Source organism: Actinomadura gamaensis, from assembly GCF_042652125.1.
In the GTDB taxonomy this organism is placed as follows: Bacteria; Actinomycetota; Actinomycetes; order Streptosporangiales; family Streptosporangiaceae; genus Spirillospora; species Spirillospora gamaensis.
Genome location: NZ_JBHSIT010000001.1, coordinates 572989 through 596140 on the forward strand (window position 1 = coordinate 572989; position 23152 = coordinate 596140).

Below are 23152 nucleotides of genomic sequence, written 5' to 3' on the forward strand. Positions count from 1 at the left end.
GAGTTCGATTCGCGCCGCGCCGGTGATGGCACCCTTACCTGGGTGTCTTACCGCCGAAACGGCTCGGTAACAGCCGCGTAGGCATGATCGGTGCTGTCATCCGCCGCCTCGGGAAGGGAAACCGCCGTGCCGTCCCCGCTCATCGACGCCCCGCGCCGCTGGCACCCCGAGATCCCTGCCGAGGCCGAGGTCATCACGGGCGGGACGGCGCGGCTCGCCGTTCCCGCGGCCGGACGTTCCGGACCGCTCGTGGTGGTCGGCGCGCAGCCCGGCGACGTGGTCCTCGTGGACGTCCTGTCCGTGACCGGCCCGCGCGGCCTTCCCGGCCATCCCAGCACGCTCGGCTGCGCCTCGCCCGACCCGGGCGACGCCGCCGGCTGCGCTCGGGCCGCGGACGGCCGCGCGTTGGACGCGGACGGCCGCGCGTTGGACGCGGACGATCGCGCGTGGGATGCGGACGATCGCGCGTGGGACGCGGACGACCGCGTGCGGGCTGCGGACGGCCGCGCGTTGGACGCGGACGGCTGCGCGTGGGATGCGGATGGCTGTGCCTGGGACGCGGACGGGGTTGTGCGGGGCGACGCGCGCGACGCCGCCGGGTGTGCCGTTGCGTTGCTGACGGCGGGGTCGCGCGTGTTGCTGCCCGTCCGCGTCCTCGGTGCTCGGCTGCACGTGGGCGCGCTGCATCTGCCCGCGCGCGGTGCGTGCCGTGTGGTGGGCGGGAGCGTCGAGTTGCGCGTGAACCTGACCAGGCGCGGCGTCGAGCGCTTCGCGGTCAGCCGTCCGATCCTGCTGCCCGACCCTTCTCCCACTTGGCGATGAGCGTCTCCACCTGCACCGACAGCTTCGAGCCGAGCGGCCAGCCGGCGTAGTGCGTCAGGAAGATCGCGATCTCGCGCAGCTCGTCCGGACCCAGGTCGCCGCTCTCCAGCGCCGCCGGGATCTGGATGTCGAGGACGTCGTTCAGCCCCTGCCCGGCGAGCATCCCGATCAGCAGCAGCCGCCGGTCGCGCATCGACAGGCCGGGCCGGGACCAGATCTCGCCGAAGAGGTGGTCGACCGTGATGCCGAAGAAGTCGCCGGGGGCGTCGCCGATCTCCCAGCCGTAGACCTCCCGCATCTTGGCCAATCCGCGGGCGCGGCGCTCATCCATCGCGTTCCTCCTCCTGCTCCGGCGCGGGTGACAGGCCGAGCCCGGACGCGAACCGGTCGAGGGCGAGCCGGGCGAGCGGGGTGTCGACGCCGAGCTCGTCCGCCAGTTCCAGCGCGAACGCCAGATCCTTCTCACCCAGCGTCCGGACGTGGTCGAGGATCGGCCGCAGCGGATCGTCGTCCGCGAGCGGCGCGGTGGTGGGCCGCAGCATGATCGATCCCGCGCCGCCGGTGATCGCGTCGGTGTGCCGGACGATCCGGGCCAGCTTGCGCAGCGAGACGCCGGACGCCTCGGCGAGCCGCTGCGCCTCGGCGGCGGCCGTGAACGCGGTGAAGTGCAGCAGGTTGCGGGCGAGCTTCGTGCGCGTGCCCGCTCCGACCGGCCCCATGTGCAGGACGAGTTCCGCCCACTCCCCGAACGGTTCCCGGCACCGCTCGAACGCCTCCTCCGAGCCGCCGACCATGACCGCGAGCGTGCCGTCCGCCGCGCCCATGAACCCGCCGCTGACCGGCGCGTCCACGACCTGCACTTCGTCCGGGTCCGCGCGGGCGGCCAGGTCCTCGGCGGTGCGGGCGCGGATGGTCGAGTGGATCGCGAACACGCTGCCGGGCCGCATCGCCGGGAGCGCCTCGGCGGCGACCTCGTTCACCTGCGCGTCGTTGCGGACCATGACCGAGACCAGATCGGACGCCGCTGCCAGCTCCGCGACGCTCGCCGCCGCCCGCGCGCCCTCGGCGACCAGCGGCGCGACCGCCTCGGGACGGGTGTCGTACACGACCAGTCCCCGCTTGACCAGGTGCTTCGCCATGGGCGCGCCCATCTGGCCGAGCCCCACGAACCCGGTCGTCATGCGCGCGGGCCCGGTGGTCGTCGTGCGCGCGGGCCCGGTCGTCGTGCGCGCGGACCCGGCCGTCATGCGCGGAACACCTCGCCGCCGTCCACGTTGATGATCTGCCCGGTGATCCAGCGCGCCTCGTCGGAGAGCAGGAACAGGCACATCCCGGTCAGGTCCTCGGGCGTGCCCATCCGCTTGATCGCGAGCTTGTCCCGGACGATCTTCTGCGACATGTTCCCCGGCACGACCGTCCGGTTCGCCTCGGTGTCGGTCGGTCCGGGCGCGATCGCGTTCACGCGGACGCCCATCGAGCCGAGCTCGTGCGCGAGCTGCTGCGTCAGGCCGTTCACGCCGACCTTCGCCAGCCCGTAGTAGCCGGAGTACTGCCAGGCCGCCGTGGACGACTGGTTCACGATCGCGCCGCCGCCGCGCGCCTGCATGTGCGGGATCACGGCGCGCGTGCAGAGGAGGGCGCCGTCCATGTTCACCGCCATGAACCGCTTGTAGTAGTCCCAGTCGACGGTGAACAGGAAGTCGAGCTTCATCGTCCCGAAGATCGCCGCGTTGTTGACCAGGAGGTCGACGCCGCCGAAGCGCTCGGCCGCCGCGTCCGCCATGGCCTGGACGGACGCCGGGTCCGACACGTCCGTGCGGGTGAACAGTCCCTTGATCTCGTCGGCGACGTCCTGCCCCGCCTCGTGCACGTCCGCGACCACGACCGACGCGCCCTCGGCGGCGAGCGCCCGCGCGTACGCCGCGCCGATCCCGCCCGCCGCGCCGGTGACGATCGCGACCTTTCCCTCGAACCGTCCCATCGTCACGCCCCTTCGGCGATCGCCTTGATCTCCAGGTACTCCTCGAAGCCGGCCACGCCCATCTCCCGGCCGATTCCGGACTGCTTGTAACCGCCGAACGGCACGTCCGCGCCGTACCAGACGCCGCCGTTCACGGCGACCGTCCCGGCGCGCAGCCGCGCCGCGACCGCGTTCGCCCGCGCCGTCCCGCCGTGCACCGCGCCGGACAGCCCGTACGGCGAGTCGTTCGCGATCCGGACGGCGTCGTCGTCGCCGTCGTGCGGCAGCAGCACCAGCACCGGCCCGAAGATCTCCTCGCGCGCCGTCCGGGCGTCGTTGGTGAGGCCGGTGACCAGCGTCGGCTCGATCCAGAAGCCGCGGTCGCGGTCCGCCGGACGGCCGCCCCCGCACGCGAACGCGCCACCCTCCTCGACCGCGAGCCGCAGGTAGGACTCCACCCGGTCGCGCTGCCGCGCCGAGATCAGCGGGCCGCAGATCGTCCCGTCGTCGGACGGGTCGCCCGGCCCGAGCCGGGACAGCGTCTTCGCCATGATCGCGGCGGCCTCGCCGTACCGGTCGCGCGGCACCAGCACCCGCGTGGTGATCGCGCAGCCCTGCCCGGCGTGCGTGACGCCCGCGAACGCCGCGTACGAGCAGGCCGCCTTGAGGTCCGCGTCGTCCAGCACGATGAACGCCGACTTGCCGCCGAGCTCCAGGAACACCCGCTTCAGCGTCGGCGCGGCGGCGGCCATGACCTTCCGCCCGGTCTCGGTCGAGCCGGTGAAGGAGACGAGATCGACGCGCGGGTCCTCGGCGAGCAGCGCGCCGAGGCGGTGGTCGGACGAGGTGACCACGTTCAGCACGCCCGGCGGGAGGTCGGTCTCCTCGGCCGCGAGCACGCCGAGCGCCGCCGCGCACCAGGGCGTGTCCGGCGCGGGCTTCAGCACGACCGTGTTACCGGCCGCGAGCGCCGGGCCGACCTTCGCCAGGTTGATCTGGTGCGGGAAGTTCCACGGCGTGATCGCCGCGACGACCCCGACCGGTTCCCGGACGATCCGCCGCTGCGACGCCATGCCCATCGGCTCGGCGCGGCCGAGGTCGCTCTCCCAGGCGTACGCCTCGGCGAGGTCGGCGAACCAGCCGAGATCGGACACCGGTCCGTCGAGCTGCGCGCCGAACGTCAGGAAGCGCGGCGCGCCGGCCTCGCTGATGGTGAGCTCGCGCAGCTCGTCGGCGTTCCGCTGGAGGGCGTCCCGGAGCTGCCGCAGGCAGTGCGCGCGGAACTTCACGTCGGACGACCAGCCGGACTCGTCGAACGCGCGCCGCGCGGCGGCCAGCGCGCGGTCGAGGTCTTCCGGCGTCGCGTCGGCCGCCTGGCCGACGACCTCGCCGGTCGCGGGGTTCAGGGTGTCGAACGCGCCGCCGGAGCCGGGTTCGAGACGGCCGTCGAGGAGCAGTGGGGAGGGGTGGTTGCCGAACAAGCGATCGGTTGTTCTGGACACCTGTCCAGACTATCTTCCAGGACATGACCCCACGCAAGCCCCGGCCCGACTATTCGGGCGACTTCGACCCCGACTTCCGCTTCGAGGACCTGTCGAAGGAGGCGCTCGTCCGGCTCGTCCGGGAGTACGCGCTGATCGTCCACCTGCTCGACCGCTCCGGCATGGCCGCCATCGGCCTGCGCTACGGCCAGGAGGTCGTCGAGCAGCTCGCCATCGAGGAGTGGAAGGGCGCCAGCCCGATCTACACCGACCGCATCCGCGAGATCATGCGCATCGAGGGCGACGGCGTCTCGGCCATCTTCAAGTGCCTCCAGCTCGACCCGGGCTTCGCCCAGCACTACATGGACGTCGAGTACGAGCTGATCGACGAGCGGCACGGCTTCTTCCAGCTCCGCTCCTGCGGTGCGCTGCTCGACGTTGAGCCGTTCGGCGAGCGGTCGGTCAAGGGCATGTGCCACACCATCGAGGACGGCACGTTCGACATCACCGCGCAGGCCGTGAATCCGAAGGCGCGGATCCGGCCCGTGCACCGGCCGCCGCGCGTGCCCGCCGGGCGCGTCCCGCACTGCCGCTGGGAAGTGGTCATCGACGACGACACCGAGACGCTGCCCGAGGCCGACATCACCCGCATGACCCGCGGCACCACCGCCGCCCGGCACCGGTTCCCGGCGATGCGGGACGGAACGCCGCACATCCCCGGGTGACGCGCCTCACCCGGACGGTACGTTGTCACCGGCTGAGCGTCCGTTGTACTTTCTGGACAGTTCGTCAATAAGACCCGCCCGTCCGCCGGAGCCGCCCATGACCGCCCAGCTCGGGGAGCCGGACAACCTCGTCCTGCAGGCCCGCGACGTGCGCTTCGACTGGTCCGCGGTGCCGCTGCACTGGATCCCCGGGGACCCGGTCGCCACGCACCTCATCAACGTGCTGCACATGCTGCTGCCCGCGGGCGAGGAATGGTTCGTCCGGGTGTTCAAGCAGGCCGTCCCGCTCATCCGGGACGACGAGCTCCGCGAGGACGTGCTCGGCTTCATCGGCCAGGAGGCCATGCACGCCGCGTCCCACGACGCCGTCCTCGACCACTTCATCGAGCAGGGCCTGGACGTGCGGCCGTTCGTCCGGCAGGTCGAGTTCTTCTTCGAGAGCATGCTCGGCGACCGCGGCCTCACCGGCGAGCGGCAGCGCGCCTGGCTCTACGAGCGGATCTCCCTCATCGCCGCGATCGAGCACTTCACCGGCGTCCTCGGCGACTGGATCCTCAACGCCGAGGCCCTCGACGAGGCCGGCGCCGACCCGATGATGCTCGACCTCCTGCGCTGGCACGGTGCCGAGGAGGTCGAGCACCGCCACGTCGCCCATGACCTGTTCATGCACCTCGACGGCCGCTACAGCGCCCGGCTCCGCGCCATGGCCGAGACGGTCACCGCGCTCGTCTCCCTCTGGCAGCGCGGCCACCGCTACCTCATGGCCGCCGACCCGATCGTCAAGGGACGGATCAAGGGCGGCGTCCGCCACATCCGCCGCACCGGCCGCGCGGGCCTCACCCCGGAGGGCCGCATGGTCGCCGCGTCCATCCGCCGCTACATGCGGCGCGACTACAGCCCGCTGAACGAGGGCTCCACCGAGCAGGCGCTGGCCTACCTCGCCACGTCCCCGGCGGCCCAGGCGGCGCTCCGGTGACCATCCCGCCCGACCTCTACGGCCGCCGCTCCCGCGACCGCTTCGTCCTCGCCGCGTCCGCCCTGTTCACGGGCGTGCAGAAGCTCCGCTCGCTCCGTCCGCCCGCGCTGCCGCCCGTCCGGCCGGTGGACCGCTCCATGCGCCTGACGGTGACCTCGGTCGTCCCCGTCGCCGAGGACGTCGTGGCCCTCACCCTGGCGGCCCCGGACGACCGCGTCCTGCCTGCCTGGCAACCCGGCTGCCACCTGGACCTGCACCTGCCGTCCGGACGCCGCCGCCAGTACTCCCTCTGCGGCGACCCGTCCGACCGCCGCACCTACCGCATAGCCGTCCGCCGCCTCCCGGACGGCGGAGGCGGTTCCCTGGAAATCCACAACGCCATATCCGAAGGCGACACCCTCAAAGTCCAGGGCCCCCGCAACGCCTTCCCCTTCATTTCCCGCGACCGCTACCTCTTCATTGCGGGCGGCATCGGCATAACCCCCATCCTCCCGATGGTGAAAGCCGCGCACAAAGCAGCCGCCGATTGGCACCTCATCTACACAGGCCGCTCCCGAGCAACCCTCCCGTTCCTGGACGACCTGGCAGGCCTCCCCGAATCGCGCATCACCATCCGCACGGACGACGAGCACGGTGTCCCCGACTGCGCCGACCTCCTCACCCGAGCCACCCCCGGAACCGCCGTCCACGTCTGCGGTCCCGCCCCCATGATCGACGGCATCCGCGCCGCGTTCCCCCCGGCCGCGACCCTCCACTACGAACGCTTCGCCCCGGCCCCCGTCACCGACGGCAAGCCCTTCGAAGTGGAACTCGCCTCCTCAGGCCGCGTCCTGCAGATCCCCCCGGCCCGCTCGGCCCTGGACGTCATCAAAGAGGAAAAGCCCGACGTCGCCTACTCCTGCCGCCAAGGCTTCTGCGGCACCTGCAAAACCCGCGTCCTCTCCGGCGAAGTAGACCAACGGGCCCCCTCAGATCCCCCAGGCGACGACACCATGCTCATCTGCGTCTCCCGAGCCACCCAAGGCCGCCTGACCCTCGACCTCTGAAAAAACCCATTGCCGCGCCGGACGCCGTTCTGGCACCTTGGGTGATGTCCGCACCGGACCACGAAGCACCGAGAGGAGGACCGGCCGATGCTGGAGCTTTATCGACTGCCCAAGGCGTCCCTCGCTCGCACCGGCCGGTATCCCGCTTCCTGACCTGCCGCCGCGTGCAGAGGTGACGCCGAGATTCCACCGACGCACGCGGCTCTGGTCCAACAGGTAGAGGCGTCGGCCCCAGATGCCGGATGTTCGGGGTTCGAATCCCCGGAGCCGCACCATGCCCTCGTAGTCCAACGGCAGAGGCGCTCGGCTAAGGACCGAGATGATGCAGGTTCGAATCCTGCCGAGGGCACGCGAGGGGCGGCGCCGACGCAGGAGAGTCGGACCTGCCTGTAAAGCAGGTGCCCCGCGCTGAGTGGGTTCGAATCCCACCCGCCCCACCTTCATGATGGAACGCTCAAGCTCTTTGGCAAGCACATGGCTCAGAACCCCGGCGCACACTTCGATGACGCTGTCCTCATCGCGTATTAGCGCGAGCGGTAGCGGTACCAGAGCCGGGAGGCGTGCGCGGTTTGGATGACCCACTTCGGCGTGCGGGCGTGGAGGACGTTGTGCCACAGGCGTCGCTGGCTGTCCGCCCAGAGGTCGAGGTCTTCGGGCGTCGCGAGTTTCCATGCGGGCACTCGTGCCGCCCATTCCTCCGCCTCACGCGGTGTGTGTCCGGCGGCGATCAGGAGGACGACCCAGGACGCCGCGTCGATCCACGCCGCTCCACGCGTGGAGCATGCCCAGTCGACGATGTGGGCCCGTCCAGCCGCGATGAGAATGTTGCTCCGGTTCCAATCGGTGTGCAGCAGATGCCGTCCGGAGAGCCGGTCGGGATGGACGCTGAAATTCCTCCAGCGTCGTTCGGCAAGGGGTAGCGGCACTTCGGGGCACACGGTCTCACCGACCGCGGTCATGGCGTTCACGAGCAGCGGCAGATCAGGAGAACCGGGCCGGTAGTCGGCGGGCCTGCCGGGGATGTACTCGAAGCCGAGCAGGTCCCAACCCTCTCCCTCGGCGGCCCACCGTAGCGGGGCGGACACGTGGCGGACGGACGGATTGATCCGGCGTTCGAGGACTTGCGCCCCCTTGTATCGGTCGTCTCCAGTACGGATTCCCTTGACGAACGTGTCGCCGTTGATGACGACCGCCACGGCCGAGTTGTGCCCGTTCGAAACGGGTCGCGCCGAGCGGACGGGACCAGTGTGCTGCTCGATGACCTCGCGAGCTGCTTCCCAACCCACGCGTTCACTCACAAGGACAGCCTCTCAGGAAGGAGGCCCCGCCTATCGGAAGGCGGGGCCCGGGGCGTCGAATGTCAGACGTCGAACTCGTTGGCCTTGACGCCGTCGAGGAACGCTCGCCACTCCTCCGTGGAGTACTTGACGGTGTCCCCACTGCTGTCCTTCAGCGACACGACACCGGGAACGTTGGTGGCGACTTCGACGCAGTACGACGGGTTGTCGCACTTCGTGCTGACCTGATAGGCGAACTCCATGGTTCCTCCTGCTCTGCTTCGTCCAGCGGGCCGGTACGTACGACGACTGTGGCTTCAGCTGAGGGACGGCGGCCAGAGAAGAGGCGAAAGGAGGCGGAGAAGCTCACCGGTAGCGGCCGGCCGCTACCTCGATCAACTTTCTGGCCTCCGTCCCGAAGACGGCGGACCGGTACAGGTCTTCGAACGCTGCCAGGTACAGGGAGACCTCGCCTGGCACCGAGATGGTGACGAGGGCGGACAGGATCTCCACTTCGACCTTGCCGCCGTCGAACACGGTGAAGTTCTCCAGAACCCATTGGGTGCGGGACTGCGAGAAGGGGATCACACCGAGAGCCACTGACGGGATCGCGGAGGCGGTGACATCGGCCAGATGGCTGAGCTGCCCGGCCATCACCTCGGGATCGCCGATGCGGTAGTGGAGCGCAGCCTCTTCCATGAGGAAAAGGAATTTTCGGCCGTGACGCCTTAGCACGCGCTGTCTGTCGATGCGTGCCGTCACGGCCCCGGGCACATCGTTGTCACTGCTGCCTGAACGACGGGATACCAGCTCCAACAGCTCGGTGACGTAGGCCCGGGTCTGGAGAAGGCCGGGAACGACCTGCGAGCAATAAGTCCAGTCGGTCGAGGTTCTCTCATAGAGGGCGAGCCGCGATTCTTGTAGCCGTCTCAGCCCTGCCCTCCCGCGCTGAAGGCGATTCCAGGTGACGTAGGCCGACTCGGTACTCCGCAAAGCGCCCACCAAGTCGTCCGCCTGGTCCATCGCATGGCAGATCCGGCACCAGGTCCGCACGTCGGCGACCGACGGGGAGCGTTTCGCGTGTTCTATCTTGCCGACCTTCCACCGATCCCATCCGGCGGCCTCGGCGAGGGCTTTCGTCTGAATGCCCGCGTCCAACCGGATCTCCCGGAGGCGTGCGGCCAAGGCACGGCGGCCGGCCTGGACGGCGGGATACTGGGAAGGCACAGCGATGATCCGTGTCGTTACGCCGGATGGTATTCCTCGTGGGGCATAGCCCGATCCCAAGCCGCCGCGAACGAGGCGGCGCATCTTTCGATCGCTTCGCGGTCGTTCGTCACCTCGTCGTACAGCCAGGTTCCGTCGCCCGCGAAGTGGTGGAAGCGAACGGTGTGATCGTCGAAGAGCCAGTAGTCGAGCCCCGGCAGGAGCAGGTCGCCCGTGTGCTTCCTGGGCAGCCACCGAACCTGCTCACCGGCGGTGATGTTCAATGCGTGGGTACATTCGTGTTCGAAGGCCGGGTAGGGCGCCAGCGGTTCGGACACGACACGGATCCTGCGCATCGAGACTCCCCGTGCCGTGGCGTCGCGCACGATGTCGAACCATTCCCGCTCGGCTTCCACCACGTTCACGGACTCGCCGGCGAGCCAGCGCCGAAATGCCGGGTCTTCAGGCGTGTAGGCGTCCCGCAGTTCCAGATGGACGGCGCTGCGTTCAGTCGCCGCGATCAGTTCGCCGAACGGCGGTGCGGGCCGTGTCCGCATCCCGGGCCTCCTCCAGGAGCTTCGCCAAGACGATCGCCTTCATCCGGGCGGGGAGCCGAACCAGGACCTCGTGGTCGCCGATGCCGCTGTTCGCCTCCACCTGCCGGAGGTTGGTGACATCGTCCTCGCGCCTTCCGGTGACCAGGAGGTCGCCGGTCTCGTCGTCCACGTGCAGGGCGGGGCAGTGGCCGCCGTTGGTGTCGGGGTCGATGCACAGAAACCGTAGCGCCATGACGGCCTCCCAGATGGGGTAAGGCGGAGCGAGGCGGGTCGCTACACGGTCTCGCCACACACGACCACGGTCTAGGGGGCGGACGGTAGGACTACGGTCGCCTCGCTGGTCGTGTTATTGGGCGGGAAGGAGTGACTGGACGCCGGGGATGACGGTGGCTCGGAAGGCGGTGTCCAGGTCGGACGGGGTGGCGGTGATCTCGTTGTCGGCCCAGCGGGTCAGCAGGGCCATCAGGGCGCCGTGGACGCAGGTGACCGTGAGTTCCAGGGCGGGTGTCGCGGGCGCGCCTCGGGCTTGTAGTTCGTCCCGGATGACGGCGCGGAGATGTTCGTTGGCGTGGGCGGTCTGCTCGTGGCCGCCGCGTTTGCCGAGAAGGGCCTGAACGATGCGGCGCTGCTCGTGGACGTGCTCGAACAGCGGGCGGCTGAAGGCGAACAGCGGGCCTTCGAGGTCCACTTCCGCGTTCAGGAAGCTGAGTTGCTCCATGGCCGCCGCGAGGACGGCGCGCTTGCCGTCGAAGTGGGCGTAGAAAGTGGAACGGCCGATGTCCGCGCGGTCGATGATGTCGGTGACGGTCACCGCGTTGTAGCCCTTTTCGAGGATCAGGTCCGTCAGGGCCTGCTGGATCGCCTGCCGGGTACGTCGCACTCGCCGGTCGACCTTGGCGTTGCCTGACACTTCGCCGCCTTCTGTTCGGTAGTGCACACCCGGGCCGAACTGCGTGTTGACCCGTTTCGAGCGCCGAACACACCATGCATTAACGAACACGTTGTTTCAACGAGGAGAACGACGATGGCACTGCGTGGACTGGTGCGCGCACACGGGGGCGAACACGGCGAAGCGGGCGGAACGCTCGACCACCCTCGCGCCTACGAGCTGGTGGCGGGCCTCGGCTTTCTGGGACGGCGGCGCGAGGTCTTCCTCAGGCTGGCCGCGCTGGCGGGCGTCCGTCCGGGGGCGCGCATCCTCGACGTCGGCTGCGGGACGGGATACCTGACGAGAATCCTGGCTCCCGTCGTGGACGGTGAAGGAGAGGTCGTCGGGCTCGACCCGTCCGAGCCGATGATCGACTACGCCCGGCGTCGCGCCCCGGCGAACTGCACGTACGTCGTCGCCGGCGGACGCGACACCGGACTCCCGGACGCCTCGTTCGACGTGGTGGTCTCCAGCCTGGCCGTCCACCACATGCCGGTGAACGATCGCGCGCCCGCGTTCGCCGAGATGTTCCGCGTCCTGCGTCCCGGCGGACGGCTACTGATCGCCGAGTTCCGCCCGCCGTCCAACCGGCTGACGGCCGCGCTCACCGGCCACATGACCGGCCCCGCGATGCGCCACGACCCCAAGGACCTGCTCGGCACCCTCATCCCGGACGCCGGCTTCAAGGTCGACGACGAAGGCGACCTCCCGGTGCTCCTCTCCTACGTCAGAGCCCACAAGCCCGCACGCTGAGGGTCTGCTTACCGAGCGCGGACGGCCGCCAGGACAGCTCCGAACCCGGCCCGGCTCAGCGCCAGCGCTCCGCCGCCTGGGTTCTTGCTGTCCCGCAAGGCCACCCCGCCCACCGCGTCCGCAACCTCAACGCAGTTGTCGCCGCTCTCGCTGCTGCGGGAAACCTTGCGCCATGCGGCGGGGGAGACTGTCCCGACCTCCACGCAGTTCGAGCCGTCCTCTTTGCTTCGCGACGCCTTGCGCCATGGGGCCGCGGGCACAGCTCCGACCTCGATGCAGTTGTCGCCGATCTCGTCACTACGCGACGCCTTGCGCCATGCGTAAGCGCGCATCGCGCCTACCTCCACGCATTCACCGCCGTTAGGGGCGCTGTAGCTGCTCTTTCGCCACTCGACACCCTTGAGGTCCATCGCCTGGCTACCTTTCGCGGACGGCTGCGAGGACGGCTCCGAATCCGGCCCGGCTCAGCGTCAGCGCTCCGGCGTCCGGGTTCTTGCTGTCTCGCAAGGCCACCCCGCCCACTGCGTCCGCAACCTCAACGCAGTTGTCTCCGCTCTCGTTGCTTCGCGACGCCTTGCGCCACACCAACCGGCTCAGTTCCATCGCTGGTCAAGGGCCCTTCTGATCTGTGACCGCGTTTCCCGGATGTTGAGAGCTTCGGCCTGCAACCGCGCGAAGGTCTCGTTGAGCATCGCGAGGTCTTTCGGATCAGACGAAGTCTCGCCACCGTAAGCTTTTACGGTGTAGCCTAGCTCTTTTTGATCAGACTGGGTAGCGATCGCAAAGCAGGACCAGAGGTTGCGGACGTAGACCACCGGAAGCAACTGGATGGTGATGGTAGGCCGGTAAGACAGCTCGTACAGGAATTCGAGCTGTTCCCGCATCGTCTCTCTGTCTCCTACCTCTCTATAGAGAACGCTCTCGTCCATTACGGAATGAATCGACGGCGGATCGGTCTGCGACAAACGTTCCTGTCGCTTCATTCGTGCTCGAACTTTGCTTTCGTTCAGTAGGAGTGCGGAAGCATACGCTTCAGTCTGAAACAGTCCGTAGACCAGGCGCTCCTCGAAGGTGCGAAGCATGTTCGCCGTACCTTCCGCCCGCGGGAAGTTGCCAAAATGACTGGCGTAGCGGGCGGCTTTAAGATCTTGAAGCAGGTCAGTCCATGCTTGGGTGATCTGTCCTTGAGCGTCAAGGGCCGAGTCCAGGCGCACGGCGTAGTCGTGGCGGCAGCGCGTCCGGCCAGTTTCGACCAGGCCAACGTAGCTGCGCGACACGTTGGTGCGTGCTGCAAGCTCCGTCTGATTGCGTTTCCTCGCCAAGCGGATCTGCCTGACTCCCTCACCGAAACTGAGCAGTACTGGATCAGTCCGGTTCTGCGGCATCTTCGATCACCGTCCTGCTAGCGCCCTGCTAACGAATGCGAGTGAGTTGTTGGTGCTCGCCAGTTGTCACGGAACGCTACGCCTCGTTGTGGCTGGATGAGTGCGCACTCGGCAACTCAGCGTGAGGAAGGTGGCGAGGGGTGCTCATGGCCGGGGAGAACGATCAGGGTGTGGCGACGGCGGACGCCGAGATCGGGGTGGAGGCGTGCGGGGAATCGATCAAGGTGGTGCGGGACTTCGTGGCGGAGTGGTTTCGGGCGCGGGGGTACGCGTCCGACCTGGAGTACATCGCGCGGACGGTCGCTTCGGAACTCGTCACGAACGCGCTTCTGCACGGCAGTGACCCGGGTGACCAGATCACCGCTCGTGTTCTCCTCACGGACGCGGGGCCGGTGATCGAAGTCGAGGACGGCTCGGACGTCCAGCCCGTCGTCCGTCCGCTCACGCTGGAGGCCACCTCCGGACGCGGGCTCGCGATGATCGAACTCATGACGCGGGCCTGGGGCGTCCGTCCGCGCGAGGGTGGTGGCAAGGTCGTCTACGCGGTGCTGGACGTCGAGTGACCGGCCGCGTCCTCCTCCTGCATGCCCTGCGCGACCATTTCCCGCAGTGGGACGTGTTCGTGGACGATCGCCAGATCTGGCGCGCGACCGGATTCATCGTCGTCAGCGCCTCGTCCGCCGAAGCCCTCGCCGACGCTCTCCTCAGAGCGGAAGGGGCCGACGATTAAGAATGCACGAGTCAGCGGAGCTGTCGGCGCGCGGCGCGGACTACGCGGCGCGGCTGCCTTCGTCGATCGACGAACTGCGCGGTCCGGTGACGGGACCCGTCGAACTGCCGCTGCGCGTTGTGTGGTCCGGACGAAGAACTTATGACCTCGATGACGTCCGCCAACGCCTGCTGCTCTACGCCCTGCTTCTCTCGGAGGCGCCGGCCGCAGATCTGCGCCAGTGGGTGAACCGCGATCTCCTGGTCGAGCAGTGGCCCAAGCTTCGCCAGATGCTCAGTCCCGCTCGGCGGCGTGCCTGGGAGTCCATGCTGCTCGGCAGCGCATGACGACGATCGAGCCGCTTCCCGAGCGCCGTTGACGTGTCGATGCGGACGGCCTTTCCGCTGGTGAGAGTGTCTGTCCGATTCGCTGGGTGAGCGCCCGGGCGGGGGCGGGCGCTCATTGGGGTCAGCGGCGGCCGTCTACTTGTGAGACGACTTTTCCGTAGACGAACTCTTGGGTGCCGTTGATGAAGTCGGACGGGAAGCCGGGCTTGAAGCCGGACGCCTCGTTGAGGCGCTGGACGGTCTCGGGGGAGAGCGTCAGGTCCAGGACGCCCAGATTGTCAATGAGCTGCTCGGCGGTTCGGGCGCCGATGATCGGGTGGATGGCCGGGGAGCTCGCGCGGACCCAGGCCAGGGCCACCTGGGCGCTCGTCGCGCCGAGGTCGGAGGCGACCTCGCCGACCGTCTTCGCCACGGCCAGGTCGTGGTCGCTGACCTGGCTCGGGTCGAGGCGGGTGCGGGTGGCGGTGCCGGAGTTGTACTTGCCGGACAGGATGCCGTTCGCCAGCGGGCTCCAGGCGGCGACGCTCAGGCCGAAGTGCTCGGCCATCGGCAGCAACTCGTTCTCGATGTCGCGCTTCAGCAGGCTGTAGGGGACCTGGAGTCCCGCGAACGGCGTCCAGCCGCGCCATTCGGCGAGGGTGTTGGCGCGCGCGACGACCCAGGACGGCGCGTCCGAGATGCCGACGTAGAGCACCTTGCCTTCGCGGACGGCGTCGTCAAGGGCCCGCATCGTCTCCTCGATCGGCGTGTCGCGGTCCCAGATGTGCACCCAGTAGACGTCGATGTGGTCGGTGCGCAGGCGGCGCAGGCTGGTCTCCAAGGACGCACGCAGGTTCTTGCGGTGGTTGCCCGCCGCGTTGGGGTCGCCGCCGTCGCGGGAGACGGTGTACTTGGTCGCCAGGACGAAGCGGTCGCGGCGTCCTTCGAGGAGTTCGCCCAGGTACTCCTCGCTCGCGCCGTTCCGGTAGTTGATGGCGGTGTCGACGAAGTTGCCGCCCGCGTCCGCGTAGGCGTCGAGGACGCGGCGGCTCTCGTCGAGGTCGGCGCCGGGGCCGTCCGGCTGTCCGAACGTCATGGCGCCGAGGAACAGTTCTGATACACGCAGGCCGGTTCGGCCGAAGAGTCGGTATCGCACACCTGTCACGGTAATGCGTGTCCTCGACGGCCGGCCTGTTCGGCGGTCGCCGGGTCAGGCGTTGCGGACGGCTTCGCTCACCTCGGCCGGGGAGGTCTGCCAGGGCGCGCCGTGGCCGGGGAGGATCCAGGACGCCTTGAGTCCGGCGATCCGGTCGAGGGAGGCGAGGGCTTCGGCCGGGTCGTCGGTGAACGGTGCGGGCTGCGGGCCGCTGCGTCCGGTGAGGACGTGCCGGGTGGTCAGGGCGTCGCCGACGAAGAGGGCGTCCGCGATGGGCACGTGCACCGCGATGCTTCCGGGGGAGTGGCCCGGCATGCCGACGATGACGGGGTTGCCCGGCAGGTCCAGGACGTCGCCGTCGGCGACCTCGGTGACCTCGCCGACGTAGCGGGCGCGCAGGCCGTTCTTGCGGATGGAGTAGGACAGGAAGCCGAGCGCCGGGCCGACGCGCATGGGACCGGTAGCGACCTTCGGCTTCTCTCCCGTCCGGGCGCGGACGGCGTCGGCGGCGTGGACGTACACCGGGACGCCGTGCTCGCTGCGCAGGCGCTCGGCGAAGCCGATGTGGTCGGAGTCGCCGTGGGTCAGGACGAGGCCCTTGATGTCGTCCACGGTCTTGCCGAGCGAGCGCAGCTCGTTCTGAAGGTCGCGCCAGTGGCCGGGGAGGCCGGCGTCGATGAGGGTGATGCCCTCCGGGGTGTCGACGAGGTAGCAGGCCACGATGTCGTTACCGAGGCGGTGCAGGTGGGGGGCGAGTTTCACGGCAGTCTCCGAACGCGGAACGAAGATCGTTGATGGCGAATATAATTAGCCATCATGGCTAACGTCAATAGTTTTGCCGACGGGGGGACGGGTCGTGCCGACGCCTGAGAAGACGTCGTTCGAGGAGATCGTGGCGGCGGGACGCGATCTTCTGGAGGCGGCCGGCCTCCAGAAGCTGACGATGCAGAGCGTCGCCCAACGGGTGGGCGTGCGCGCGCCGTCGCTGTACAAGCACGTCAGCAACCGCGCGGCCCTGCTGGCGGCGGTCGCCGAGGCCACCGTCGAGGACCTCGCCGTCCACCTGGAGGCGACCGACCGGTCACTCGAAGCGCTGACGCGCGAATACCGGCGGTTCGCCCTCAACTGGCCGGAGGGATTCCGGCTGATGCACTCCACGGAGGCGCCGTCCGAGGCTCGCGTCCGCGCGGCGGCCCCCGTCCTGCACGCCGCGCGTCAGCTCGTCGGCGAACAGGAGGCGCTCGAAGCCGCGCGCTTCGTGACGGCCTGGGCGACCGGCTTCATCGAAATGGAGCTCAACGGCGCCTTCCGGCTCGGCGGCGATGTCGAGCGGGCCTTCGAGTACGGCCTGACCGCCCTGCGGCGGGCACTCACGGACGCCCGCTGACGGACGCCCGCTGACGGACGCCCGCTGACGGACGGGCGCTGAGGGACGGGCGCTGACGGACGCGTGCCCACGCCGTCCGGGGTGGACGGCGCGGGGTTCCTGAACTAGTGTCTGGACATGTGTCCGGAAAAGAGATGGCCACCGAGCCGACGCGGCGGCGGTTGACGTCGCGGCAGGCGGAGACGGTGCGGGGGTTGACCGACGCCGCGGTGGAAGAGGTCAGGGAGGTCGGCTTCGACGCGCTGACCGTGCGGAACGTCGCGCGGCGCGCCGGAGTGGCGCCGGCCACGGCCTACACCTACTTCGCGTCCAAGAACCATCTGATCACCGAGGTGTTCTGGCGGCGGCTCAGCGCGCTGCCCGAGGTCGCGGGGGAGCCGGGGCGCGGACGCGTCGTCGAGGTGCTGCGGGAGATCGCGCTTCTGGTCTCGGACGAGCCGGAACTCGCCGCGGCCTGCACGGCGGCGATGCTCGGCACGGATCCGGACGTCCGGGAGCTGCGGTTGAAGATCGGCGTCGCGATCCGGGGGCGGCTCCGGGCGGCGCTCGGGAAGGACGACCCGAAGGTTCTCGGGGCGCTGGAGCTTGCTTACTCGGGGGCGCTCGTGCACGCGGGGATGGGCTACACCTCGTACGCGCGCGTGGCCGACCGTCTGGAAGAAGTGGCGGAGCTGATCCTGCCCGACTCCTAAGTGAGGTGGCGGCTGTGGACCCCTCCTACAGCCCGTACGACTACGCCGTTCACGAAGACCCCTATCCCCTGTACGCGCGGTTGAGAGAGGAAGCTCCGCTCTACCGGAACGAGGAGCTCGGGTTCTGGGCTCTGTCACGGCACGAGGATGTCGCCAAGGCGTTCCGTGATTTCGCGACGTTCTCCAGTAGCAACGGGGTTTCGCTGGAGCCGAGTGCCTGGGGGCCGCACGCGCATCGGACGATGTCGTTCCTGGCGCTCGACCCGCCCAAGCACACGCGGATGCGCGCGCTGGTGTCGAAAGGGTTCACGCCTCGGCGGGTCGAGCTGATGGGCGACGGCATCCGCGAGCTGACCCGGCGGTATCTCGACGAGGCGCTGAGCGGCGGCGAGTGCGACTGGGTCGCCGACTTCGCCGGGCTGCTGCCGATGGACGTCATCTCGCAGATGGTCGGGGTGCCCGCGGCGGACCGGGCGGAGGTGCGGCGGCTCGCGGACCTGGTCGTCCACCGCGAGGAGGGCGTGTACGACGTGCCGCCCGCCGGGATGGACGCGGCGCTCACGCTGGTCGGGTACTACCAGGACCTCGTCGCGGAGAAGCGGCGGCGGCCGGGGGACGACCTGACCTCGGCGCTGCTCGGCGTCGAGACCGACGGGGACCGGCTCGACGACAAGGAGATCATGGCGTTCCTGTTCCTCATGGTCGTGGCCGGGAACGAGACGACGACCAAGCTGCTGGCGAACGCCCTGTACTGGGGGTTCCGCAATCCGGAGCAGGTGCGCAAGCCGTTCGGCGATCCCGCGCGGGTGGACGACTGGGTCGAGGAGACCCTCCGCTACGACACGTCCTCGCAGATGATCGGACGGACGGTCGCCAAGGACGTCGAGCTGCACGGCACGACCGTCCCGGCGGGGGAGCGGATGCTGCTGCTCGTCGGTTCCGCCAACCGCGATCCGCGCGTGTTCGACCGGCCCGACGACTACGACCTCGATCGCGACACTTCGCAGCTCGTGAGCTTCGGCGGCGGGCGCCACTTCTGCCTCGGCGCGAACCTCGCCCGCCTTGAGGCCCGCATCGCGCTCACCGAACTCGTCCGGAGGGTGAGGGGCTTCGAGGTGGACGAGGCGAACGCGCGACGCGTCCATTCGATCAACGTGCGCGGGTTCGCGAGCCTGCCCGTCCGCTGGGAGGCCAGGTAGATGCCGAGGTTCGAGCCGCATCCGCAGCGGAGGCCGGCGATGGTGACGGGCGCTTCGTCCGGGATCGGGGCCGCGACGGCGACGGCGCTCGCGATGGCCGGGCATCCCGTGGCGCTCGGCGCGCGCCGGGTGGAGAAGTGCGAGGAGCTGGCCGCGACGATCCGGGCGGGCGGCGGCGAGGCATTCGCCCATGCACTGGACGTCGCCGACAGCGATTCGGTGAAAGCGTTCGCCGCGGCGGCCGAGTACCAGCTCGGCCCGGCCGAGGTCGTCGTCTCGTGCGCGGGTGACCTCTCCGCACAACGCTTGGACGAACTCGACTCGGACGAGTTCGCCGCACAGATTCACGTGCATCTCGTAGGCGCGCATCGTTTGGTGTCGGCGTTCGTTCCCGGAATGGTCGCGCGAAGGCGCGGCGACATCGTGTTCGTTTCGTCCGATGTCGTGCGGTCGCCGAGGACGCGCATGGGCGCTTACGTCGCGGCGAAGAACGGCGTCGAGGGCATGGCGCGGCAGATGCAGATGGAACTGGAAGGGACGGGCGTGCGCGCGTCGCTCGTCCGGCCGGGCCCGACGTCCACGGGGATGGGGATGAACTGGGACCCGGAGACCACCGGGAAGGTCCTCGACGAGTGGGTGAAGTGGGGGCACGCCCGCCATCCGTACTTCCTGCGCCCGTCCGACGTGGCGGCGGCCGTGGCGGCCGTCGTCGGGATGCCCCGCGGCGCGCACCTTTCACTCGTGGAAGTCCAGCCGGAAGCTCCGCTGGAGGAGAAGTGACGATTCCCGTGGTGTCGGGCGGTCCCGACCATCTGGAGGAACTGCGCGTCGATCCGATCGGGCTGATGCGGCGCGTCCGGGACGAGTGCGGCGACGTCGGCGAGTTCCGGATCGGCGGACGCCCCGTCGTGCAGCTGACCGGCGCCGAGGCGAACGAGTTCTTCTTCCGCGCCCCGGACGAGGATCTCGACCAGGCCGAGGCGTACCCGTTCATGACGCCGATCTTCGGCGAGGGCGTCGTGTTCGACGCGACGCCCGAGCAGCGCCGCGAGGCCCTGCACAACCAGGCGCTCAAGGGCTCGTTCCTCAAGGGGCACGCCGCGACGATCGCCGCCGAGGTCGACGGGATGGTCGCCGGCTGGGGCGGCGAGGGCGAGATCGACCTGCTCGACTGGTTCGCCGAGCTGACCATCTACACCTCGTCCGCGTGCCTGATCGGGCGCAGGTTCCGCGCGCAGCTCGACCGGCGGTTCGCCGAGCTGTACCACGACCTGGAGCGCGGCACCGACGCGATCGCCTACGTCGACCCGTACGCGCCGATCGAGAGCTTCCGCAGGCGGGACGAGGCGCGCGCGGCGCTGGTCCGGCTCGTCCAGCAGATCATGGACGGCCGGGACCCGGACCCGCCGCGCGAGGACCGCGACCTGCTCGACGTCCTGCTCTCGATCCGCGAGCCGGACGGCACGCCGAAGTTCACCGCCGACCAGATCACCGGCATGTTCATCTCGATGATGTTCGCCGGGCACCACACCTCGTCCGGCACGGCCGCGTGGACGCTGATCGAACTCCTCCGCCATCCCGGCGTGCTCAGCGACGTCACCAAGGAGCTGGACGATCTCTATGCGGACGGCGGCGACGTCAGCTTCCAGGCGCTCCGCGCGATTCCGCGCCTCGAAGCGGCGGTGAAGGAGGCGCTGCGCCTGCATCCGCCGCTGATCCTCGTGCTGCGCGTCGCGCAGAAGGAACTGGAAGTCCGCGGACACCGCATCGAACCCGGCACGATGGTCGGCTGCTCGCTCGCGGTCTCCAACCGCATCCCGGAGGACTTCCCCGACCCGGACGCCTTCCGCCCCGAACGGTACGCCTCACCGCGCGAAGAGGACCTGCTCAACCGCTGGACGTGGGTCCCGTTCGGCGCGGGACGGCACCGCTGCGTCGGCGCGAACTTCGCGATGATCCAGCTCAAGGCGATCTTCTCGGTGCTGCTGCGGGACTGGGAGTTCGAGCTGGCCCAGCCGCCCGAGACGTACCGCAACGACCACTCGAAGATGGTCGTCCAGCTCGCGCGGCCCTGCGTCGTCCGGTACCGGAGGCGGCGATGAGGATCGAGGCCGACCTCGACCTGTGCCAGGGGCACGCGATGTGCGAGCTCGAAGCCCCGGACGTCTTCGAGGTGCCGAAGCGCGGCAAGGTCCGCATTCTGGACCCCGAACCGGACGACGCGCACCGCGACGAGGTGGCGCGCGCCGTCCGGTACTGCCCGACCCAGGCCCTGCGCCTGACCGAGCCTCAGAAATGACCCGGACCCACCGGACGGAGCCGTGATGCCTGCGTTCCCCCGCGCCGAACTGGACGAGATGGTCGAGCACTGGCTGGAGGCCAACCGGCGCTGCGAGGCGGCGGGCGACTGGCGTCCGCTCGCCGACCTCTACACCGAGGACGCCACCTACGGCTGGAACATCGGCCCGGACCAGGACTTCATGGCCGTCGGACGGGACGAGATCCGCGACCTCGCGCTCGGCTCCGAGATGGGCGGCCTCGACGGCTGGACCTACCCCTACCAGGCGATCCTCGTGGACGAGCGGCGCGGCGAGGTCGTCGGCTTCTGGAAGCAGGTCGCCGACGCGCGCCGTCCGGACGGGACGCCGTACGAGGTCGCGGGCATCGGCGGGAGCTGGTTCCGGTACGCCGGGAACCTGCGCTGGTCCTGGCAGCGCGACTGGTTCGACCTCGGCAACGTCACGTCCGTGTTCGTCGAGATGATGAAGGCGGGCGCCCTGTCGGACGGCATGAAGCGCCGTCTCGACAGGGCCGCCTCCGGCGAGCCGGTCCCCGGCTACTACGCGCGCGGGGAGCTGCCCGTCCCGATGTGGTGAACGATCCGCCCGCGGTCGAGGACGAGCCGTGACCCGGTGAAGCGCGCCCGCGTCCGCCGGTCGTGCGTGACGACGACGAGCGCGCCGCCGTACCCGCCGAGCGCGTCCTCCAGTTCCTCGATGAGGGCGGGGGACAGGTGGTTGGTCGGCTCGTCGAGCAGCAGCAGGTCGGCGGGTTCGGCGACAAGCCGCGCCAGCTCGATCCTGCGGCGCTGCCCGTAGGACAGCTCGCCGACGCGCCGTCCCAGGTCGGACGGCTCGAACAGGCCGAGCGAGAGCAGCGTGTCGGCGTGCTCGTCCAGGTCTCCGGGGCGCCCGTGCGCGAACGCGCGCAGCACGCTCATCGCGGGCGGCCACGGAACCTCGTCCTGCCGGAGATGCCCGATCCGCTCCGGCCGGACGACCGTGCCCGCGTCCGGTTGCAGCTCGCCGGCGAGCACCTTCAGCAGTGTCGACTTGCCAGCGCCGTTCGGTCCGGTGACGAGCAGCCGCTCGCCGGGCGCGATCCGGAGCGACGGAACGTCCAGCCGCTCGCCGACCCGGATTCCGGTCAGTTCCACGGCGGTCTCGTCCCCGCCCGCCTGGACGTCGGCGGTGAACGACAGCGGCTCGGGCGGCGGTGCGACCGGGTTCTCGGTCAGCCGCTCGACGCGCTCCTTGGCCATCCGGATGCGGCTCATCGCACCGTGCGCCCGTCCGCGCGCCCGGAACGCGCCCGAACCGAACACGGCCCGCTCCATCTTGCGCGGGATCGCGTTCAGCCGGACGGCGTTGGCCGCGACGAGGCCGCGGTTGCGCCGGATCTCGTGCTTCCACTCCTCGTACTCGCGGAGGCGACGCGCGCGCTCCGCGGCCTTGGCTGCGAGATAGCCGTCGTAGCCGTTGCCGTACCGGACGACCTTCCCCGCCTCCACCTCCAGGATCGTGCTGGTCAGCCGGTCGAGGAACACCCGGTCGTGGGTGACCGCGACGACCGTCCCGCGATGCCCGCGCAGGTGCTCTTCGAGCCAGCCGACGGCCTGGTCGTCCAGGTCGTTGGTCGGCTCGTCCAGCAGGAGCAGCTCGGGCGCGGCGGCGAGGACGCCGGCGAGGGCCAGCCGCGAACGCTCGCCGCCGGAGAGCGCGCCGAGGCGGCGCGTCCGGTCGAGGCCGGGCAGGCCGAGGCCGTGCAGGGCGACGTCCACGCGGGCGTCGGCGTCGTACCCGCCGCGCGCCTCGAACCGTTCCTGCAGGTCGCCGTACAGGTCGAGGAGGGACGGATCGTCCGCGAGACGCTCCTCGACGGCCCGCATGCGGGCTTCGAGCGCGCGCAGGTCGGCGAGGGCGCGGTCGATCGCGTCCTGGACGGTCGCGTGCGCGGGCAGTCCGAGCGTCTGCGCGAGATGTCCGACGCCGCCGTCCGCGACGACGGTCACCTCGCCGTTGTCGGGGCGCTCGACGCCGGCGAGCAGCTTGAGCAGCGTGGACTTGCCCGCTCCGTTGTCGCCGATGACGCCGGCCTTCTCGCCGGGCTTGATCGTCAGGTCCACGCCGTCCAGGACGACGTGGTCGGAGTAGCGCTTGGTGATGTTGCGAAGGGTGAGTTGCGCGGTGCGCAAAAGGGCTCCCGTGGGTCTCTGATCGGCAGGACGCGTCAGGACGCGGCCCGCGGCGGAGCGGAGCTCAACGCGGCGGCCACGTACCGATCAGAG

31 protein-coding genes and 3 tRNA genes are annotated in these 23152 nt (G+C 69.9%); 18 read left to right on the top strand and 16 right to left on the bottom strand.

The window, feature by feature from the left end:
- The first annotated feature begins 126 nt into the window (after positions 1–126).
- Positions 127–822, top strand: a complete 696-nt coding sequence (locus ACFPCY_RS02665) for an acetamidase/formamidase family protein (protein WP_378251925.1) — start codon at positions 127–129, stop codon at positions 820–822.
- On the opposite strand, the gene ACFPCY_RS02670 is transcribed toward ACFPCY_RS02665, so the two are convergent.
- Genes ACFPCY_RS02670 through ACFPCY_RS02685 form a run of 4 tightly spaced genes read right to left on the bottom strand, consistent with a single transcriptional unit; the run spans position 776 to position 4284 of the window.
- A complete protein-coding gene (locus ACFPCY_RS02670) occupies positions 776–1153 on the bottom strand; it encodes a carboxymuconolactone decarboxylase family protein (protein ID WP_378251926.1) in 378 nt (125 codons plus the stop codon). The two genes, ACFPCY_RS02665 and ACFPCY_RS02670, sit on opposite strands and share 47 nt — an antisense overlap.
- Positions 1146–2069 carry an NAD(P)-dependent oxidoreductase gene (locus tag ACFPCY_RS02675; RefSeq protein WP_378251927.1) on the bottom strand — a complete coding sequence of 308 codons (924 nt, stop codon included), beginning with the start codon at positions 2067–2069 and terminating at the stop codon, positions 1146–1148. Before ACFPCY_RS02675 ends, ACFPCY_RS02670 begins: the two co-directional genes overlap by 8 nt.
- Positions 2066–2803, bottom strand: coding sequence for an SDR family oxidoreductase (locus tag ACFPCY_RS02680; protein WP_378251928.1), 738 nt, complete (start codon positions 2801–2803; stop codon positions 2066–2068). Before ACFPCY_RS02680 ends, ACFPCY_RS02675 begins: the two co-directional genes overlap by 4 nt.
- A gap of 2 nt (positions 2804–2805) precedes the next feature.
- Positions 2806–4284 carry an aldehyde dehydrogenase gene (locus ACFPCY_RS02685; RefSeq protein ID WP_378251929.1) on the bottom strand — a complete coding sequence of 493 codons (1479 nt, stop codon included), beginning with the start codon at positions 4282–4284 and terminating at the stop codon, positions 2806–2808.
- Between the two features lie 23 nt (positions 4285–4307).
- Between ACFPCY_RS02685 and ACFPCY_RS02690 the strand changes: the two genes are divergently transcribed.
- The 6 genes from ACFPCY_RS02690 (at position 4308) to ACFPCY_RS02715 (ending at position 7447) form a co-directional block, all read left to right on the top strand.
- Positions 4308–4988: a hypothetical protein gene (locus tag ACFPCY_RS02690; protein WP_378251930.1), complete on the top strand. Its 681-nt coding sequence runs from the start codon at positions 4308–4310 to the stop codon at positions 4986–4988.
- 97 nt (positions 4989–5085) lie between these two features.
- Positions 5086–5964, top strand: a complete 879-nt coding sequence (locus ACFPCY_RS02695) for a metal-dependent hydrolase (RefSeq protein ID WP_378251931.1) — start codon at positions 5086–5088, stop codon at positions 5962–5964.
- Complete coding sequence (locus ACFPCY_RS02700; RefSeq protein ID WP_378251932.1) at positions 5961–7010, top strand: PDR/VanB family oxidoreductase; 1050 nt, start codon at positions 5961–5963, stop codon at positions 7008–7010. The genes ACFPCY_RS02695 and ACFPCY_RS02700 overlap by 4 nt, the downstream gene beginning before the upstream one ends.
- A 198-nt stretch (positions 7011–7208) precedes the next feature.
- Positions 7209–7285 (top strand) — tRNA-Leu (locus tag ACFPCY_RS02705).
- A gap of 1 nt (position 7286) precedes the next feature.
- Positions 7287–7359, top strand: a tRNA-Leu gene (locus ACFPCY_RS02710).
- A 5-nt stretch (positions 7360–7364) separates the two neighbouring features.
- Positions 7365–7447: transfer RNA gene (locus ACFPCY_RS02715), tRNA-Tyr, on the top strand.
- An 87-nt stretch (positions 7448–7534) separates the two neighbouring features.
- Here the strand turns inward: ACFPCY_RS02715 and ACFPCY_RS02720 are convergent.
- The 6 genes from ACFPCY_RS02720 to ACFPCY_RS02745 all read right to left on the bottom strand — a co-directional run bounded on the left by ACFPCY_RS02720 (position 7535) and on the right by ACFPCY_RS02745 (position 10930).
- Positions 7535–8206 carry a hypothetical protein gene (locus tag ACFPCY_RS02720; protein ID WP_378251933.1) on the bottom strand — a complete coding sequence of 224 codons (672 nt, stop codon included), beginning with the start codon at positions 8204–8206 and terminating at the stop codon, positions 7535–7537.
- 164 nt (positions 8207–8370) lie between these two features.
- Positions 8371–8550, bottom strand: a complete 180-nt coding sequence (locus ACFPCY_RS02725; RefSeq protein ID WP_378251934.1) for a DUF397 domain-containing protein — start codon at positions 8548–8550, stop codon at positions 8371–8373.
- A gap of 103 nt (positions 8551–8653) precedes the next feature.
- Positions 8654–9514, bottom strand: coding sequence for a helix-turn-helix domain-containing protein (locus ACFPCY_RS02730; RefSeq protein ID WP_378251935.1), 861 nt, complete (start codon positions 9512–9514; stop codon positions 8654–8656).
- A gap of 17 nt (positions 9515–9531) precedes the next feature.
- The gene (locus ACFPCY_RS02735; RefSeq protein ID WP_378251936.1) at positions 9532–10050 is read right to left on the bottom strand and encodes a DUF6879 family protein; all 519 of its coding nucleotides are present in this window, start codon (positions 10048–10050) and stop codon (positions 9532–9534) included.
- Positions 10001–10282: a hypothetical protein gene (locus ACFPCY_RS02740; RefSeq protein ID WP_378251937.1), complete on the bottom strand. Its 282-nt coding sequence runs from the start codon at positions 10280–10282 to the stop codon at positions 10001–10003. Before ACFPCY_RS02740 ends, ACFPCY_RS02735 begins: the two co-directional genes overlap by 50 nt.
- A gap of 114 nt (positions 10283–10396) precedes the next feature.
- Positions 10397–10930: a TetR/AcrR family transcriptional regulator gene (locus tag ACFPCY_RS02745; RefSeq protein WP_378251938.1), complete on the bottom strand. Its 534-nt coding sequence runs from the start codon at positions 10928–10930 to the stop codon at positions 10397–10399.
- A 144-nt stretch (positions 10931–11074) separates the two neighbouring features.
- Here ACFPCY_RS02745 and ACFPCY_RS02750 point away from each other — a divergent pair, with 144 nt between their 5' ends.
- Positions 11075–11731, top strand: a complete 657-nt coding sequence (locus ACFPCY_RS02750; RefSeq protein WP_378251939.1) for a class I SAM-dependent methyltransferase — start codon at positions 11075–11077, stop codon at positions 11729–11731.
- Positions 11732–11739: 8 nt separating this feature from the next.
- On the opposite strand, the gene ACFPCY_RS02755 is transcribed toward ACFPCY_RS02750, so the two are convergent.
- The 3 genes from ACFPCY_RS02755 to ACFPCY_RS02765 are packed head-to-tail and all read right to left on the bottom strand — an operon-like array spanning position 11740 to position 13116.
- Positions 11740–12141 (bottom strand): DUF397 domain-containing protein, encoded by a 402-nt coding sequence (locus ACFPCY_RS02755; protein WP_378251940.1) that lies wholly within the window; start codon positions 12139–12141, stop codon positions 11740–11742.
- 7 nt (positions 12142–12148) lie between these two features.
- Positions 12149–12334 carry a DUF397 domain-containing protein gene (locus ACFPCY_RS02760; protein WP_378251941.1) on the bottom strand — a complete coding sequence of 62 codons (186 nt, stop codon included), beginning with the start codon at positions 12332–12334 and terminating at the stop codon, positions 12149–12151.
- A complete protein-coding gene (locus ACFPCY_RS02765; protein WP_378251942.1) occupies positions 12325–13116 on the bottom strand; it encodes a helix-turn-helix domain-containing protein in 792 nt (263 codons plus the stop codon). The genes ACFPCY_RS02760 and ACFPCY_RS02765 overlap by 10 nt, the downstream gene beginning before the upstream one ends.
- A 146-nt stretch (positions 13117–13262) precedes the next feature.
- Here ACFPCY_RS02765 and ACFPCY_RS02770 point away from each other — a divergent pair, with 146 nt between their 5' ends.
- Genes ACFPCY_RS02770 through ACFPCY_RS02780 form a run of 3 tightly spaced genes read left to right on the top strand, consistent with a single transcriptional unit; the run spans position 13263 to position 14172 of the window.
- A complete protein-coding gene (locus tag ACFPCY_RS02770) occupies positions 13263–13679 on the top strand; it encodes an ATP-binding protein (protein WP_378251943.1) in 417 nt (138 codons plus the stop codon).
- Complete coding sequence (locus ACFPCY_RS02775) at positions 13676–13846, top strand: hypothetical protein (RefSeq protein WP_378251944.1); 171 nt, start codon at positions 13676–13678, stop codon at positions 13844–13846. Before ACFPCY_RS02770 ends, ACFPCY_RS02775 begins: the two co-directional genes overlap by 4 nt.
- Positions 13847–13848: 2 nt before the next feature.
- Positions 13849–14172 carry a hypothetical protein gene (locus ACFPCY_RS02780; protein ID WP_378251945.1) on the top strand — a complete coding sequence of 108 codons (324 nt, stop codon included), beginning with the start codon at positions 13849–13851 and terminating at the stop codon, positions 14170–14172.
- A gap of 121 nt (positions 14173–14293) precedes the next feature.
- Here the strand turns inward: ACFPCY_RS02780 and ACFPCY_RS02785 are convergent, their stop codons facing one another.
- Both ACFPCY_RS02785 and ACFPCY_RS02790 read right to left on the bottom strand, forming a co-directional pair.
- Positions 14294–15307, bottom strand: a complete 1014-nt coding sequence (locus tag ACFPCY_RS02785; RefSeq protein WP_378251946.1) for an aldo/keto reductase — start codon at positions 15305–15307, stop codon at positions 14294–14296.
- Between the two features lie 54 nt (positions 15308–15361).
- Complete coding sequence (locus ACFPCY_RS02790; RefSeq protein ID WP_378251947.1) at positions 15362–16069, bottom strand: MBL fold metallo-hydrolase; 708 nt, start codon at positions 16067–16069, stop codon at positions 15362–15364.
- A gap of 94 nt (positions 16070–16163) precedes the next feature.
- On the opposite strand from ACFPCY_RS02790, the gene ACFPCY_RS02795 reads away from it, so the two are divergent.
- The 7 genes from ACFPCY_RS02795 (at position 16164) to ACFPCY_RS02825 (ending at position 21461) form a co-directional block, all read left to right on the top strand.
- Positions 16164–16694 (top strand): TetR/AcrR family transcriptional regulator, encoded by a 531-nt coding sequence (locus ACFPCY_RS02795; RefSeq protein WP_378251948.1) that lies wholly within the window; start codon positions 16164–16166, stop codon positions 16692–16694.
- A 119-nt stretch (positions 16695–16813) separates the two neighbouring features.
- Positions 16814–17386 (top strand): TetR/AcrR family transcriptional regulator, encoded by a 573-nt coding sequence (locus ACFPCY_RS02800; RefSeq protein ID WP_378251949.1) that lies wholly within the window; start codon positions 16814–16816, stop codon positions 17384–17386.
- Between the two features lie 14 nt (positions 17387–17400).
- Entirely contained in the window at positions 17401–18585 is a 1185-nt protein-coding gene (locus ACFPCY_RS02805) for a cytochrome P450 (protein ID WP_378251950.1), read from the top strand.
- The gene (locus tag ACFPCY_RS02810; RefSeq protein ID WP_378251951.1) at positions 18586–19365 is read left to right on the top strand and encodes an SDR family oxidoreductase; all 780 of its coding nucleotides are present in this window, start codon (positions 18586–18588) and stop codon (positions 19363–19365) included.
- Positions 19362–20687 carry a cytochrome P450 gene (locus tag ACFPCY_RS02815; RefSeq protein ID WP_378251952.1) on the top strand — a complete coding sequence of 442 codons (1326 nt, stop codon included), beginning with the start codon at positions 19362–19364 and terminating at the stop codon, positions 20685–20687. The genes ACFPCY_RS02810 and ACFPCY_RS02815 overlap by 4 nt, the downstream gene beginning before the upstream one ends.
- Entirely contained in the window at positions 20684–20884 is a 201-nt protein-coding gene (locus ACFPCY_RS02820; RefSeq protein ID WP_378251953.1) for a ferredoxin, read from the top strand. The genes ACFPCY_RS02815 and ACFPCY_RS02820 overlap by 4 nt, the downstream gene beginning before the upstream one ends.
- Before the next feature lie 25 nt (positions 20885–20909).
- Positions 20910–21461, top strand: a complete 552-nt coding sequence (locus tag ACFPCY_RS02825; protein WP_378251954.1) for a Cif family virulence factor — start codon at positions 20910–20912, stop codon at positions 21459–21461.
- Here ACFPCY_RS02825 and ACFPCY_RS02830 read toward each other — a convergent pair.
- Positions 21425–23059, bottom strand: coding sequence for a TlrC/CarA/OleB/SrmB family ABC-F type ribosomal protection protein (locus tag ACFPCY_RS02830; protein ID WP_378251955.1), 1635 nt, complete (start codon positions 23057–23059; stop codon positions 21425–21427). The genes ACFPCY_RS02825 and ACFPCY_RS02830 overlap by 37 nt on opposite strands.
- Between the last annotated feature and the right edge of the window lie 93 nt (positions 23060–23152).

What these genes read in the sequence shown, in the direction of transcription:
- ACFPCY_RS02670 (WP_378251926.1), bottom strand. Translation starts at nt 1,153, where the DNA reads ATGGATGAGCGCCGCGCCCGCGGATTGGCCAAGATGCGGGAGGTCTAC.
- ACFPCY_RS02675 (WP_378251927.1), bottom strand. Translation starts at nt 2,069, where the DNA reads ATGACGGCCGGGTCCGCGCGCACGACGACCGGGCCCGCGCGCACGACG.
- ACFPCY_RS02680 (WP_378251928.1), bottom strand. Translation starts at nt 2,803, where the DNA reads ATGGGACGGTTCGAGGGAAAGGTCGCGATCGTCACCGGCGCGGCGGGC.
- ACFPCY_RS02690 (WP_378251930.1), top strand. Translation starts at nt 4,308, where the DNA reads ATGACCCCACGCAAGCCCCGGCCCGACTATTCGGGCGACTTCGACCCC.
- ACFPCY_RS02695 (WP_378251931.1), top strand. Translation starts at nt 5,086, where the DNA reads ATGACCGCCCAGCTCGGGGAGCCGGACAACCTCGTCCTGCAGGCCCGC.
- ACFPCY_RS02725 (WP_378251934.1), bottom strand. Translation starts at nt 8,550, where the DNA reads ATGGAGTTCGCCTATCAGGTCAGCACGAAGTGCGACAACCCGTCGTAC.
- ACFPCY_RS02735 (WP_378251936.1), bottom strand. Translation starts at nt 10,050, where the DNA reads ATGCGGACACGGCCCGCACCGCCGTTCGGCGAACTGATCGCGGCGACT.
- ACFPCY_RS02740 (WP_378251937.1), bottom strand. Translation starts at nt 10,282, where the DNA reads ATGGCGCTACGGTTTCTGTGCATCGACCCCGACACCAACGGCGGCCAC.
- ACFPCY_RS02750 (WP_378251939.1), top strand. Translation starts at nt 11,075, where the DNA reads ATGGCACTGCGTGGACTGGTGCGCGCACACGGGGGCGAACACGGCGAA.
- ACFPCY_RS02755 (WP_378251940.1), bottom strand. Translation starts at nt 12,141, where the DNA reads ATGGACCTCAAGGGTGTCGAGTGGCGAAAGAGCAGCTACAGCGCCCCT.
- ACFPCY_RS02760 (WP_378251941.1), bottom strand. Translation starts at nt 12,334, where the DNA reads ATGGAACTGAGCCGGTTGGTGTGGCGCAAGGCGTCGCGAAGCAACGAG.
- ACFPCY_RS02765 (WP_378251942.1), bottom strand. Translation starts at nt 13,116, where the DNA reads ATGCCGCAGAACCGGACTGATCCAGTACTGCTCAGTTTCGGTGAGGGA.
- ACFPCY_RS02770 (WP_378251943.1), top strand. Translation starts at nt 13,263, where the DNA reads ATGGCCGGGGAGAACGATCAGGGTGTGGCGACGGCGGACGCCGAGATC.
- ACFPCY_RS02780 (WP_378251945.1), top strand. Translation starts at nt 13,849, where the DNA reads ATGCACGAGTCAGCGGAGCTGTCGGCGCGCGGCGCGGACTACGCGGCG.
- ACFPCY_RS02810 (WP_378251951.1), top strand. Translation starts at nt 18,586, where the DNA reads ATGCCGAGGTTCGAGCCGCATCCGCAGCGGAGGCCGGCGATGGTGACG.
- ACFPCY_RS02820 (WP_378251953.1), top strand. Translation starts at nt 20,684, where the DNA reads ATGAGGATCGAGGCCGACCTCGACCTGTGCCAGGGGCACGCGATGTGC.
- ACFPCY_RS02825 (WP_378251954.1), top strand. Translation starts at nt 20,910, where the DNA reads ATGCCTGCGTTCCCCCGCGCCGAACTGGACGAGATGGTCGAGCACTGG.